The organism is Tepidibacter aestuarii (assembly GCF_934924865.1).
Lineage (GTDB): Bacteria > Bacillota > Clostridia > Peptostreptococcales > Peptostreptococcaceae > Tepidibacter_A > Tepidibacter_A aestuarii.
Genome location: NZ_OW235315.1, coordinates 3469807 through 3483296, shown reverse-complemented (window position 1 = coordinate 3483296; position 13490 = coordinate 3469807). Strand labels below are relative to the sequence as shown.

General features: G+C 28.4%; 14 protein-coding genes, 1 tRNA gene, 1 other RNA gene and 1 other annotated feature. Of the genes, 14 read left to right on the top strand and 2 right to left on the bottom strand.

Annotated features, from left to right (window positions below):
• Window positions 1–14: 14 nt before the first annotated feature.
• The 10 genes from M2214_RS17190 to M2214_RS17145 all read left to right on the top strand — a co-directional run bounded on the left by M2214_RS17190 (window position 15) and on the right by M2214_RS17145 (window position 7598).
• Complete coding sequence (locus tag M2214_RS17190) at window positions 15–869, top strand: mechanosensitive ion channel family protein (protein WP_248481172.1); 855 nt, start codon at window positions 15–17, stop codon at window positions 867–869.
• Window positions 870–933: 64 nt separating this feature from the next.
• A complete protein-coding gene (rbr, locus tag M2214_RS17185; protein ID WP_248481171.1) occupies window positions 934–1527 on the top strand; it encodes a rubrerythrin in 594 nt (197 codons plus the stop codon).
• Window positions 1528–1661: 134 nt separating this feature from the next.
• Window positions 1662–1873 (top strand) — a binding site (T-box leader).
• Window positions 1874–2058: 185 nt separating this feature from the next.
• Window positions 2059–3333: a serine--tRNA ligase gene (gene serS / locus M2214_RS17180; protein ID WP_248481170.1), complete on the top strand. Its 1275-nt coding sequence runs from the start codon at window positions 2059–2061 to the stop codon at window positions 3331–3333.
• 200 nt (window positions 3334–3533) lie between these two features.
• Window positions 3534–3986 carry a nucleoside deaminase gene (locus M2214_RS17175; protein ID WP_248481169.1) on the top strand — a complete coding sequence of 151 codons (453 nt, stop codon included), beginning with the start codon at window positions 3534–3536 and terminating at the stop codon, window positions 3984–3986.
• Window positions 3987–4077, top strand: a tRNA-Ser gene (locus M2214_RS17170).
• 28 nt (window positions 4078–4105) lie between these two features.
• An RNA gene (gene ffs / locus M2214_RS17165) (signal recognition particle sRNA large type) lies at window positions 4106–4370 on the top strand.
• Between the two features lie 202 nt (window positions 4371–4572).
• The gene (dnaX, locus tag M2214_RS17160; protein ID WP_248481168.1) at window positions 4573–6198 is read left to right on the top strand and encodes a DNA polymerase III subunit gamma/tau; all 1626 of its coding nucleotides are present in this window, start codon (window positions 4573–4575) and stop codon (window positions 6196–6198) included.
• Window positions 6199–6259: 61 nt separating this feature from the next.
• Complete coding sequence (locus M2214_RS17155) at window positions 6260–6598, top strand: YbaB/EbfC family nucleoid-associated protein (RefSeq protein ID WP_248481167.1); 339 nt, start codon at window positions 6260–6262, stop codon at window positions 6596–6598.
• Between the two features lie 11 nt (window positions 6599–6609).
• A complete protein-coding gene (gene recR, locus M2214_RS17150) occupies window positions 6610–7209 on the top strand; it encodes a recombination mediator RecR (RefSeq protein ID WP_248481166.1) in 600 nt (199 codons plus the stop codon).
• 137 nt (window positions 7210–7346) lie between these two features.
• On the top strand, window positions 7347–7598 hold the full coding sequence (locus M2214_RS17145) for a hypothetical protein (RefSeq protein ID WP_248481165.1): 252 nt from the start codon (window positions 7347–7349) through the stop codon (window positions 7596–7598).
• Window positions 7599–7621: 23 nt separating this feature from the next.
• On the opposite strand, the gene M2214_RS17140 is transcribed toward M2214_RS17145, so the two are convergent.
• Window positions 7622–8734, bottom strand: a complete 1113-nt coding sequence (locus M2214_RS17140; protein ID WP_248481164.1) for an MGDG synthase family glycosyltransferase — start codon at window positions 8732–8734, stop codon at window positions 7622–7624.
• 526 nt (window positions 8735–9260) lie between these two features.
• On the opposite strand from M2214_RS17140, the gene M2214_RS17135 reads away from it, so the two are divergent.
• The 4 genes from M2214_RS17135 to M2214_RS17120 all read left to right on the top strand — a co-directional run bounded on the left by M2214_RS17135 (window position 9261) and on the right by M2214_RS17120 (window position 12753).
• Window positions 9261–9494, top strand: coding sequence for a glutaredoxin family protein (locus M2214_RS17135; RefSeq protein ID WP_248481163.1), 234 nt, complete (start codon window positions 9261–9263; stop codon window positions 9492–9494).
• A gap of 197 nt (window positions 9495–9691) precedes the next feature.
• The gene (sigI, locus tag M2214_RS17130; RefSeq protein WP_248481162.1) at window positions 9692–10420 is read left to right on the top strand and encodes an RNA polymerase sigma-I factor; all 729 of its coding nucleotides are present in this window, start codon (window positions 9692–9694) and stop codon (window positions 10418–10420) included.
• The gene (locus M2214_RS17125; protein ID WP_248481161.1) at window positions 10417–11541 is read left to right on the top strand and encodes an anti-sigma factor domain-containing protein; all 1125 of its coding nucleotides are present in this window, start codon (window positions 10417–10419) and stop codon (window positions 11539–11541) included. The genes sigI and M2214_RS17125 overlap by 4 nt, the downstream gene beginning before the upstream one ends.
• Window positions 11542–11787: 246 nt before the next feature.
• Window positions 11788–12753 (top strand): copper amine oxidase N-terminal domain-containing protein, encoded by a 966-nt coding sequence (locus M2214_RS17120; RefSeq protein WP_248481160.1) that lies wholly within the window; start codon window positions 11788–11790, stop codon window positions 12751–12753.
• A 31-nt stretch (window positions 12754–12784) separates the two neighbouring features.
• Here the strand turns inward: M2214_RS17120 and M2214_RS17115 are convergent, their stop codons facing one another.
• A complete protein-coding gene (locus M2214_RS17115) occupies window positions 12785–13462 on the bottom strand; it encodes a metal-dependent hydrolase (RefSeq protein ID WP_248481159.1) in 678 nt (225 codons plus the stop codon).
• Window positions 13463–13490 lie beyond the last annotated feature (28 nt).

The window sequence follows — 13490 nt, the reverse complement described above, 5'->3', positions numbered from 1 at the left end:
TAAGGAGATTAAATATGACATTACTAGACAGGACCGTTAATATATTACAAGACGCTCAAGTAGATATAGCTAAATATGGAATGAATATTTTAGGATCAATACTTATAGTAGTAATTGGGATGTTCTTTTCAAAAAAAGTAAAAAATATAACTAAAAGATTTTTAACAAAATCTAATGTAGATAAATCATTGATATCATTTGTATCACAGCTTGTATACGTACTGTGTGTAGTATTTGTTAGTGTATCAGCACTTAATAACTTAGGAATGTCTACAACTTCATTTGTAGCTGTTCTAGGGGCATCAGGATTTGCTGTTGGGCTTGCATTCCAAGGTACATTATCAAATTTCGCATCTGGTATACTGATACTTATATTTAAGCCATTTAGAACAGGTGATTATATACAAGGAGCATCTACAGAAGGAAGTGTTGAGGAGATTCAAATATTTAACACTATATTAAAAACTCCTGATAATAAAACTATAATAGTCCCAAATTCTAAATTAACATCAGATAATATAACTAACTTTACACTACAAGATAGAAGAAGAATAGATTTTATATTTGGAATATCTTATGATAGTGATATAAGAACAGCAAAAAATATTATTAAAAAAGTATTTGATGAAGATGATAAAGTTCTAAAAGATCCAGAGCCTATAATAGGAGTTCAAGAACTTGCAGATAGCTCTATTAATATAGCTGCAAGACCTTGGGTTAAAACATCTGATTATTGGGATGAGTATTATTATTTAATGGAAAAGATAAAGTATGAATTTGATAAACACGGAATAGAAATACCGTATCCTCAAAGTGTCGTATATCATAAACAACTAAATGTAGAAAAAATAAACCATAAAATGGAATAAAAGATATAAAAAATGCCTACACTTAATTTTGTATAGAAGTTTAAATTAAGAGGAGGCATTTTTTATGAAGTTAAAAGGAACTAAAACATTAGAAAATTTAATGAAGGCTTTTGTTGGAGAATCTCAAGCTAGAAATAGATACACATTTTATGCTGAAATAGCAAGTGAAGAAGGATATGATCAAATAGCTGAATTATTTTTAGAAACTGCAGATAATGAAAAAATACATGCAGAAATATTCTTTGACCATATAAAAGAAGGATTAGAGGGAGAAGAGTTCCCAGCACCTGTAGATGTTGCTGCTACATATCCTATTGGGAAAGATACGACTTTGGAAAATCTTAAATATGCTGCCATGGGAGAGAATGAAGAATGGGATAAGTTGTATCCACATTTTGCGCAAACAGCAAAGGAAGAGGGCTTTACAAGCATTGCAGCTTCATTCAACATGATAGCTAAAGTTGAAAAAAAACATGAAGAAAGATATTTAAAGCTTGCTGATAATGTTAAAAATAATGAGGTATTTGAAAAGAAAGAAACGACATTATGGAAGTGCAGAGTATGCGGATATATACATGAAGGAGACTCAGCACCTAATCTATGTCCAGTTTGTAAGGTAGGACAGGGATACTTTGAGATGCATTGTGAGAATTATTAAAAAGGATGGAATCTCTTAATAAATTTAGATAATTGAGGTAGATTATTCTAAAATTTTTTGAAAAAATATCAAATTATACTTGAAATAATTTGATAAAGTGCGTATAATAAACAACAAATAGTTTATAATAATTTTAAAAAGCTGTGAAAGAAACTAGTAAAAAGATAATTGTCATCAGAGAGTGAGTGGTTGGTGAGAACTCATGTCAGTTACTTTTGAATCCATTCTGGAGCTGTCAAGCTGAAATAAAGTAGGTTTGAACGGTGGTCGTCGTTAAAGACATTGAGAGGGTTTTTAATAACCAATCAGGGTGGCAACGCGGAAGATATAAGCTTTCGTCCCTTTATAGGGACGGGGGCTTTTTTATATACAAAAAATTATATAACTTCCAATTTGGACATAATATTTTGTCAACACGAGATATGAGTCAGTGTTTAGAACTAGACGAATTTCAAAAAAGTTTACAACTCAAGTCTTTAAAGTAAAGAATTTTTTATAAAAAATAAAACTAAAATATAAGGAGGAACAATAATGTTAGATATAAAAAGAATAAGAAATGATTTAGACGGTATAAAAAAAGCTATGGCAAGACGTGGAGAAAAGGATTTTGATTTAGACTTAGTATTAGAATTAGACGATCAAAGAAAAGAAATTTTACAAGAAGTTGAAAAGATGAAGAACGAGCAAAACGTAGCATCAAAAGAAATTCCTAAGCTTAAAAAAGAAGGAAAAGATACTACTGAAATAATGGCCAAATTAAAAGAACTTTCTGATGAAATAAAAGTTCTAGATGAAAAAGTTAAAGAAGTAGAAGGTAGAATAGAATATAACTTAATGAGAATACCTAATGTGCCTAATCCAAATGTTCCACAAGGAACAACAGATGACGACAATGTAGAGATCAGAAAATGGGGAGAACCAACGAAATTTGATTTTGAATCAAAAGCTCACTGGGATATAGGAACAGATCTTGAAATATTAGATTTTGAAACTGCATCAAAAATAACAGGATCAAGATTTACATTATATAAAAACTTAGGAGCTAGACTTGAAAGATCTTTAATAAACTTCTTCTTAGATACTCACACAGAAGCTGGATACAGTGAAGTATTACCTCCTTTCATGGCTAACAGAGATAGCTTTGTTGGAACAGGTCAACTTCCAAAGTTTGAAGAAGATATGTTTAAATTAGAAGGAAAAGAATATTTCTTAATTCCAACAGCAGAAGTACCAGTTACAAACATTCATAGAAATCAAATAATAGATGGAGAAACTCTTCCTATACAATACTGTGCTTATACACCATGCTTTAGATCAGAAGCAGGATCTGCAGGAAGAGACACAAGAGGTCTTGTAAGACAACATCAATTTAATAAAGTTGAATTAGTTCATTTTGTAAAACCTGAAGATTCTTATGAAACACTTGAGAAGCTTACAAATGATGCAGAAAAAGTTCTTCAATTATTAGGACTTCCTTACAGAGTAGTTAAGATATGTACAGGAGATTTAGGATTTACAGCTGCATTTAAATACGATATAGAAGTTTGGATGCCAAGTTATAATAGATACGTAGAGATATCTTCTTGCTCAAACTTTGAAGACTTCCAAGCTAGAAGAGCTGGAATGAGATTTAAAAGAGATAAAAAAGCTAAAGCAGAATATGTTCATACGCTTAATGGATCAGGAGTTGCAATAGGAAGAGCTCTTGCAGCAGTACTTGAAAACTATCAACAAGCTGATGGTTCAGTAGTAGTACCAGAAGTTTTAAGAGGATATATGGGTGGAGTAGAAAAAATAACTAAATAGTAAAATTTAAATAGTATAGGGTTTGAATATCAAATCCTATACTATGAATAAAATATATAAAATTACATAATATACATTAATAGTAAGATAATAAAAGTTGAAAAATTACAATGAGTATGATATTATATTAATTGTCAACTTCAATAAAACAAGATGTTAAATTTAAGTCCTATAGGTATAATATAAGCTTAGGAGGAAGTATGAAAGATTCTTTTTACATGAAAGAAGCTTTAAAAGAAGCTCATAAAGCTTATTTAAAAGAAGAGATTCCAATAGGAGCTATTATAGTAAAAGATAATGAAATAATAGCAAGAGCACATAATTTAAGAGAAACAATGAAGGACCCAACAGCTCATGCAGAAATACTCGCTATAAGAGAGGCTGCTAAAGTTTTAGGAGGGTGGAGGCTTATAGGATGTAAATTATATGTCACTATGGAGCCGTGTATTATGTGTCTGGGGGCTATAAATGAATCTAGAATAAAAACTTTGGTGATTGGAACTAAAAACACTAAAACATTAGATTCTGAGTATAAGCTCAAATTAAAGCAAGATTTCTTACAAAATAAAGATATAGATATAACATTTGGAGTATTAGAAGAAGCAACATCTTCTATTATAAAGAATTTTTTTAGGAAACTAAGAAAGCGTTAAGGAGAGATGTCCGAGTCGGTTTAAGGAGCACGCCTGGAAAGCGTGTATACGGGAAACTGTATCGCGGGTTCGAATCCCGCTTTCTCCGCCAAAAAAATTAAAATTGATTTTAAAGTTTGCTGTGCTAGACGGGGAGGTAGCGGTGCCCTGTAACCTGCAATCCGCTATAGCAGGGTTGAATTCCATATAGAGGGCTAATACCTGTAGAGCTGCCCTAGATAAGTGGTGATGATATTTGGGTCCTACGCAATGAAAGCTCATGAACCCCGCCAGGTCCGGAAGGAAGCAACGGTAAGTGATCACTTTCATGTGCCGTAGGGCAGCCTAAATTGAGCTAACTGTCTAGGTAACGTTTATGGGGTTAGAACAATATATGGTGCACAGCATTTAATATAAAAATAAAATCTCTATTTATATAGAGATTTTTTTAATTGATAGGTATATAAATCTGAAATAGGCTAATAATATAAAAGAAAATTAAATATATTTTCAATTTCTCCCCTATTTAAAAGGCTTCTCCCCCCATAGAAGTCTTTTTTTTTTTAGTATATAATATATAAGAATGAATATACATAGAGGTGATTTTATGCATAAGGCATTATATAGAGTTTATAGGCCGCTAACGTTTGAAGATGTTATAGGCCAAGAACATATAACAAAAACACTAAAAAACCAGATAGATAACAATAATATAGCGCATGCATATTTATTTTCTGGAACGAGAGGTACTGGAAAAACATCTACTGCTAAGATATTTGCAAGAGCAGTTAATTGTATGAATCCAAGTAACCATGAGCCGTGTAATGAATGTGAAGTTTGTAAAGGAATATTAAATGACAGTATAATGGATGTTGTTGAAATAGATGCTGCATCTAATAACGGAGTAGATGATATAAGGGAGCTAAGAGAGAATGTAAAGTATCCTCCAACGAAGGGGAAATATAAAGTTTATATAATAGATGAGGTTCATATGCTATCTCAAGGCGCATTTAATGCACTATTAAAGACATTAGAAGAACCGCCATATTATATAATATTTATACTTGCAACTACTGAGGCGCATAAAATACCTGCAACAATATTATCTAGATGTCAAAAATACGATTTTAAAAGAGTTAAAGTTGATGATATAGTTATTCGTATGAAAAAAATATGTGATGACTTAAACATTCAAGTTGAAGAAAAAGCTCTTAATTTAATAGCTAGAAATGCAGGAGGAGCATTAAGAGACGCTTTGAGTATACTAGATCAGTGTGTATCATATAGCGAGAATGAAATCAAATATTCTGATGTAGTCAATCTTCTTGGAACTGTTAATATAGATTTTTTATTTAATATGAGTGAACACATAATAAAAGAAGACACTAAACATGCACTTGAATTATTGAATGAACTGATAATTTGCGGTAAAGATATAAAGCATTTCTTAACCGATTTAATAGATCATTTTAGAAATCTAATGGTTTGCAAAGTATCCCACGAATTATATGAAATAATAAATTTACCTATAGAGACTATAGATTTATTAAAAAATCAATCTGAAAGTGTAGATTTAAATAATATAATAAGAATAATTAACTTACTGTCTGATACTCAAAATAATATAAAATATTCTTCTAATCCGAGGATATCGCTTGAAATAAGTATAATGAAGTTATCTCAGCCTGTGCTTAAATTAGAGGATGATTCTATTTTAACCAGAATACAAAATATAGAAAAAATAATAAAAAATGGTGTAAGTATATCTAGAAATGATAATACTATAAATAAAAAAAGTGATATAGGTACAAATAATATAACTAAAAATGAAAAACACGTTCAAAAAACAAAAAAACCTAAAAATCCAGATGTTATAGAAATTGAAAATTCATGGCCTGAGATATTAGAATATATGAAAAATGATAAGCAAATGTCTATTCAGGCTATGTTAAAAGAAATTAACGATTTTGAAATGGATAATAACACACTTATATTGTTGGTTGAGGATAAATTTGGATTTATAAAGGATAGATTAAATAGAGATAACGAAAAATTATATATAAAAAGCGTTATAAATAATATAACAGATCAAAACATAAATATAAGAATAGAACTAAAATCGGATATGGTAACTAAAGCAACTAATGATCAAGAAGATGAGGGAATGAAAATACTAGAAAATGTATTTCCAAAAGAGATGATAGAAGTAAAAGATTCTATAAAAGAAACTTAGAACATAATAATTATTATATGCTATAATATAGTTTAAAGTGATTTTTAAAGGAGGATGAATTATGGCTAAAAAAGGATTCCCAGGAATGGGTGGAAATATGAATAATATGTTAAAGCAAGTTCAAAAAATGCAAAAAGAAATGGAAAAAATGCAAGGACAACTTGAAGAAAAAGAAGTTGAGGCTTCTGTTGGTGGAGGAGCTGTTATAGTTAAGGTTAATGGTAAAAAAGAGATATTAGATATAGCTATAAAGCCAGAAGTTGTAGATCCTGATGATATAGAAATGCTTCAAGATTTAGTGTTATCAGCTGTTAATGAAGCATTAAGAAGTGCAGATGAGATGGTAAATTCTCAAATGTCTAAGGTAACAGGTGGACTTAACCTTCCTGGAATGTTTTAGTAGGTGATAATATGCAAACTTATTCAGGGCCAATATCAAGACTTATAGAAGAGTTTTCAAAACTTCCTGGTGTTGGTAAGAAAACAGCCCAAAGATTAGCTTTTCACGTTATAAATATGAATATGATAGATGTAGAAAAATTATCTGAAGCGTTAGTAAATGCTAAAAAACAGATAAAATACTGTTCTGTATGCTGTAATATAACAGATTCTAGTAAGTGTAATATATGTTCTAATCCGAATAGAAGAGAAGATATTATATGTGTTGTAGAAGATCCAAGAGATGTAGCTGCTATGGAAAAAACTAAAGAATTTATGGGTAAATACCACGTTCTTCATGGAGTAATATCTCCAATGGAGGGAGTAGGTCCTGAAATGATAAAAATAAAGGAATTACTTCAAAGACTAAATGAAGAAACAGTTAAGGAAATTATACTAGCTACTAATCCTACAATAGAAGGAGAAGCTACTGCTATGTATATATCTAGACTTATAAAACCTTTAGGTATAAAGGTTACTAGAATTGCACATGGACTTCCTGTTGGAGGGGATTTGGAGTATGCAGATGAAGTAACTATATCAAAAGCTTTAGAAGGAAGAAGAGAGATATAACCAAGGTTAAATACCTTGGTTTTTTTGTGAAAAAATACACCCTGATTTATTGAAATTGAGCTATGTCTGATGTATAATTTTTATATGATTTATTGAATAATAAATTATTATATTTAAATTAAAGTAGAGGTGTAAGTATGAAAGGCTTTATGAGTTCTCAAGAGTATGAGGCTATGAAAAAGAGAAGAGAAGAAAGTTTGAAATTAAAAGGACAGCAAAAACGTGATTGTGAATGCGAAGAAAAATTAGAAAACTTGCTTAAGAAAAGTACTAGGCCTAAAAAAACAAAAACTAAAAATAAAGGAAACGATGGGTTTAAAAATAACTATAAAAATTTCGAATATGATTATGAGGAAGATTTTTATGATCCTGATCTCAATAGATATTAAATAAAGTAGGCTAAGTGCCTACTTTATTTAATTTTTGACATTATTAGATTACAAATATTTTCTGATGAATTTAATTTTTTTAAACTATTTATATTGCTTTTTAAATTATCTAGTCTATTTGGATTTTCCATTAAAAGAGTTACTAAGATTTTTAAGTTGTATTTTTCAGTTGTTTTAAGAGCAACTCCACTATTTAGTAAAAAGTCTAGGTTTTCGCCTTCTTGACCAGGTATATAATAAGGGATTATCATAGGAATTTCTTTTAATAAAGCTTCAGTAGTAGTGAGCCCACCTGGTTTTGTAATTAAAATATCCGACACTGATAGAATGTCATTCATTTTATTTGTAAATGGAAGTATAACTATATTTTTGTTTGTATTTACAGATTCTAAAGTTTTTTCTATCTTTTCTTTCAGAGAAGAATTTCTTCCTGTAACAACTATAATTTGGAAATCCTTATCAATACTCAATAAATCTAAAAATGCCTCTTTGATGTTACCTGCACCAAAGCTACCACCCATTAACAAAACTGTAAATTTATCTTCTAAATTAAGCTCTTTTTTAATACCTTCTATATTACTTGACAAAAATGATTTTTCGATAGGGATACCGTATGGATATATTTTATCTTTAGGTATACCTTCTTCTTCTAATAGATATTTAACGTATTCATCTCCTACTATATAATTATCAACTTCTTTTTGAATCCAAGTAGAATGTATGGTGTAATCTGTAAGAATTGATATTATGGGAATATCTATTATATTATGCTTTTTCAAATTGCTAACAGCCATTAAAGGAAATGGGTGTGTTCCTATTATTGCATCTGGCTGCATATTAGTTATTAATTTTTTTAATTTTTTTATCATATAGGCAAGTGGAAGATTAGTATTCATTCCACTTTTACTTATCTTAAGGTCTGATATTTTATACATTTTTCCATAAGTTTTAGGTATATACATAGCTGATTTTTCGTACCCTTTAGATATTATTGTATCTATTGTAGGGCTTACAAATTTTAAACTATCTATTATTTCACAGTCGATATTTTTAGTGACTAATTCTTCTTGAATTGCTTTTGCAGCTCTATTGTGACCACCACCAGTAGAAGCAGAAAGTATTAAGATTTTTTTCATGGTAAATCCCCCTATGTTAAATGATAGAATAATTATAAATATTTAAAAATAAAAAATTTGATCTATGCTATCTTATATGTTCATGGTGTTAATGAATTTTGTTATTTAAAATTTATGGCAAAAACTATATCAAAATTATAAAGGATAATAATTTGCTATTAATCATAAAAAAATAACATTTTTTCATAATTAATAATTATATATTTTATGGGCATATTATATTTATAATGTAAGATTATTTTATAATATATTATAAAATTTTTAAATGGAAATAAAAAAATAAATGTTTTAAAACTTTATTTAGGGAAATATATATAATATAAAGGAAGTATTAATTAAGCATAAAGAGAAATTTAATTCAAATCTAGTTTTTACTTCAACTGAATTTTTAATTACGTAAGTGTTTTCGGGTGAGCTAATCTAAGAATTGCTAAGTTCTCACCTGTATCTTTAAAAATTGAGTTTTAAAATTTTTAGATTTGTGATAATTATTTTATAATATAAGTGCTTTGAGGAGGAATACAATATGAATAAAAAAATAGAGATATATAGTAGCAACACATGTGGATATTGTAGTTCAGCAAAAGATTATTTTAAAAAAAATAATCTAGAATATATAGAATATAATATATCTGAAGATGCTGATTCTAGAAAGAGATTGATGAAAATGGGATATATGTCAGTTCCGGTTATATTGATAGAAGGTGAAGAAGTATTAGGATTTGATAAAGATAAAGTGGAAAAAATGATAAAATCTTAATAAAAAAACTGCGATAAATTTATCGCAGTTTTTTTATTGAAATTTTAATAATTTGGAACATAATGAAATATATACATTAGTAATTGATACCATAAACTTAAATCTATAGCTATTCTTCTCTAAATTGATATATTATCTATATATGTACTTAAAAAACTAGATAAAATCGTATTACTGTATAGGAGGTGTAGAACAGGTTGGCTGACTTACTGAAAATTTTCAAAAAAAATTCCTTGGTCAAGAGATTAGATAGAATAAAAATGGGGGATAAGCAGGAAAGAGAAAAAATAATAGAAGAATATATTCCATTTATTATGAAAACAGTATCTACTGTAACTAATAAATATATAGAGTCTGAAAATAGTGAAGAATATAGCGTAGGGTTAGAAGCTTTTAATGAAGCTATAAATAAGTATGACTCTAAATCTGGAAATTTTATATCTTTTGCTAAAATAGTTATATCTAGTAGAACAAAAGATTATCTAAGAAAAACAAAAAAAGAATCCAAGGTAATATCTATAAATCAATTTCCAAAAGAAGAACAAGAAAATATATATAATAATCTAAACACAGAAGACTTTGTAGATAAGGTAATATTAAAAGAAGAAATCAAAACTTTTGAAAAAAAATTGAATGGTTTTGATATAACGTTTAATGACTTGTTAAATGAGGCGCCTAAACATAAGGATACAAGAATAAATGCTATTAGTATAGCAAGATATATATTCGAAAATGATTCTATAAAAACGGAATTAATGACAAAAAAGCGAATACCAAATTCTAAAATAATAAATGAATTGAATGTAACACAAAAGATATTAAAGAGAAGTAGAAAATTTATTATTGCAGCAGTACTAATATTAGAGGGTGATTCTGATTTGTTAAAAAGTTATATTACACTTGATAAAGAAGGTGTTAAAATATGATATATAAAGGTTGTATTATGAAAATTGAAGATGATTTCGCTATTGTATTAAGCAATGATATGCAGTATATAAAGGTTGTAAAAAAAGATGGAATGAATATAGGAAATCAAATTATTTTTGTAAAAGATGATATTTATAAGGAAAATAAAATAAATTATAAAAGGATATCTGCTTTGGCAGCTGTAGTATTCGTTTTATTTATATCAATAAATGTATTTAATATAAAAAACAATAAGAATATTGCTGCAGCAGCTGTTGTGAGCTTAGATATAAATCCTAGTATAGAATTTGAATTAAATAAAAATGGAATAGTAATAAAAGTAAACAGTATAAATGAAGAAGCTAATGAGATAATAGATGAAGATGTTGTTGGCAAAAAAATTGAAGATGCATTATATATAACTATAAATAATGCTAAGGAAAAAAAATATATATCTGTACAAAAAAATTCTATCTTAATATCAGAGGCGATATTGGATCCTAGTATAGAAAATAAATTAAGTGTAGAAAAGGACCTTCAAATAAAATTAAACAATGATGAAAGTGATAATTATGTAAACATTGTGTATTTAAAATCCAACAAAAAAAATATGAAAAATGCTCACAAAAATGATATGTCGATTGGTAAATATGAAGCGTTTAAAGAAATAGAAAAACAAAATACAGATATAAGTATGTATGAAGTTAAAAATATGAAGGTTTATCAAATTTTTGATGGAAGTGGAAAAATATATGATGATGTTATTGAAGCTGACAAACAAGATAATTCTATTAAAGATGAAATTGATAATATTGCTACTGAAGCTGAAAATGATGATATTACTACAGAAAATGAAGATAAAATAGATGAAACTTCTAGTTTTGAAAATCAGACAGAAGAAGTAGATTATTCTAAAGATTTAAAAGATAATCAAGGTAGAAATACATATAAAAAAGATAAATATAAAGACGAAGATGAAGATGAAGACGATGATGACGATGATGACGATAGTAAATTCAAAGACAAAATAAAACACAGTAAAAATAAAAAGCATAAAAAAAATAAAGATAAAGACCATGATAAGTTTGAAGATATGTTAGAAAAATATAAAAACCTTCATAGCACTAAAGATGATGATTAAATAAAAAAGTAGTTGAATAAATTATTCAACTACTTTTTTATATACTAAGGGATTATAAAATTTCCGTTCTGCAGATAACATTGATGGAAGAACTATATTTGCAAATATTTTAAGCAACAGAGTCGCGAGGCTTGTTGACAACATGAGTCAGCGAGGAGCAACTAGATGAATTTTTTGTTTGGTACCAAAATAAAAGTTTATTCGCGTAATTATATTACGAAAATAAATTGTGAAGGAGAGTTTTATATGAAACTATTACAAAAGAAAATTATACCTGCATTGCTTGTTTCTGCGATTGTATTTACAGGACCAGCTGCTATGAGTGCAAATGCACAAGAGAAAGGACATCAAAACTATAAAAATAACCAAAAATACGAGCAAATGAGAAACATAAAGCATGAAAAAACTAATATAGAAAAAATGAAGTTTGATAAAGAAAAAATAGAAAAAGAAATTATAAAAGCAAAGGAAGACAAAAACGATAAGTTATCTAATGAGCTATTAAAGAAAATAGAAGAATTACAAAATAGTATAGATAAGTTAACTAAAGATATTAAAGATTTAAAAAGACAGATGAAGAAAATGGCTAAAGAAAAATATACACAAGAAGAATTAGAAAAAATAGAAAAATCATCTAACGAAATAAAAGAAAATAATGAGAATACATATGTACTGCCAGTTGAAAGTATTATAAGTGAAGATTTAAATATGAAATTTGATACACCTCCTGTTATAAAGTATGGAAGAACTTTAGTTCCAGTAAGAGCTATATCTGAAGGACTTGGAGCTGATGTTAAGTGGAATGCTGAGGAGAAGAAGGTTATAATAACTAAAGATGATTCTGAAATTATATTAAGCTTAGAAGATGGAAAGGCTTATGTTAATGGAGAAGAAAAAGAAATAGATGTTCCAGCTGAAATAATGTGTAATAGAACTATAGTTCCACTAAGATTTATTGCTGAAAACTTAGGATTAGATGTTGATTATGATAAAGAAACGGAGACTATTGAATTAGAAGAATCAACTGAAGATCAAGCTCAAGATGATCAAGCTCAAGACGATCAAGCTCAAGATGATCAAGCTCAAGATGATCAAGCTCAAGACGATCAAGCTCAAGACGATCAAGCTCAAGACGATCAAGCTCAAGACGATCAAGCTCAAGACGATCAAGCTCAAGACGATCAAGCTCAAGACGATCAAGCTCAAGAATAATATAAAAAAAGAGTTCATTCGAACTCTTTTTTTATATTTTTATATCTTCTCCAGGATCTAAAATGGTTATATTACAAGATTTAACTTTATCTTTTAATAAATTAGGATCGGCATTTATAGCATCGAATGTATTGAAGTGCATAGGGATAACATTTTTGGGTTTTATAAAGTCTATTGACCTTATACAATCGTCAATATCCATTGTGAATACTCCACCTATAGGAAGCATAGCAAAATCGATATATTCATATTCTAAAAGAGTCATTTCTATAGAAAGACCTGTATCTCCTGCATGATATAATTTGGTATTTTCGATTTCTAATAAGAAGCCACATGGATTGCCAGCATATATTAAGTGAGTCCCTTCATAAATACTAGAACCATGTAAAGCAGGTATCATCTTGACCTTTCCAAAGGTGGGATTAATACATCCTCCTATATGCATAGACATACATTTTATATTGTATTTAGATAAATATAAAGATATTTCAAAGTTACATATTACAGTACTATTGTATTTTTTAGATATCAAAATAGTATCTCCCATATGGTCATTATGTCCATGGGTTACTAATATGTAGTGTATATGAGGCAATTCCTTTAGGTTGATTGGGCAATTGGGATTATCCTTTATAAATGGGTCTATTAAAATGTTGTACTCTGAAGTTTGAATCAAAAAAGCAGAGTGACCTAAATATTTTACTAACATACTAAAAAACCTCCTTTATTACATTATA

Bases quoted from the DNA above. Each gene is read 5' to 3' on its own strand.
- M2214_RS17190 (WP_248481172.1), top strand. From the start codon at position 15: ATGACATTACTAGACAGGACCGTTAATATATTACAAGACGCTCAAGTA.
- rbr (WP_248481171.1), top strand. From the start codon at position 934: ATGAAGTTAAAAGGAACTAAAACATTAGAAAATTTAATGAAGGCTTTT.
- serS (WP_248481170.1), top strand. From the start codon at position 2,059: ATGTTAGATATAAAAAGAATAAGAAATGATTTAGACGGTATAAAAAAA.
- M2214_RS17175 (WP_248481169.1), top strand. From the start codon at position 3,534: ATGAAAGATTCTTTTTACATGAAAGAAGCTTTAAAAGAAGCTCATAAA.
- dnaX (WP_248481168.1), top strand. From the start codon at position 4,573: ATGCATAAGGCATTATATAGAGTTTATAGGCCGCTAACGTTTGAAGAT.
- M2214_RS17155 (WP_248481167.1), top strand. From the start codon at position 6,260: ATGGCTAAAAAAGGATTCCCAGGAATGGGTGGAAATATGAATAATATG.
- recR (WP_248481166.1), top strand. From the start codon at position 6,610: ATGCAAACTTATTCAGGGCCAATATCAAGACTTATAGAAGAGTTTTCA.
- M2214_RS17145 (WP_248481165.1), top strand. From the start codon at position 7,347: ATGAAAGGCTTTATGAGTTCTCAAGAGTATGAGGCTATGAAAAAGAGA.
- M2214_RS17140 (WP_248481164.1), bottom strand. From the start codon at position 8,734: ATGAAAAAAATCTTAATACTTTCTGCTTCTACTGGTGGTGGTCACAAT.
- M2214_RS17135 (WP_248481163.1), top strand. From the start codon at position 9,261: ATGAATAAAAAAATAGAGATATATAGTAGCAACACATGTGGATATTGT.
- M2214_RS17125 (WP_248481161.1), top strand. From the start codon at position 10,417: ATGATATATAAAGGTTGTATTATGAAAATTGAAGATGATTTCGCTATT.
- M2214_RS17120 (WP_248481160.1), top strand. From the start codon at position 11,788: ATGAAACTATTACAAAAGAAAATTATACCTGCATTGCTTGTTTCTGCG.
- M2214_RS17115 (WP_248481159.1), bottom strand. From the start codon at position 13,462: ATGTTAGTAAAATATTTAGGTCACTCTGCTTTTTTGATTCAAACTTCA.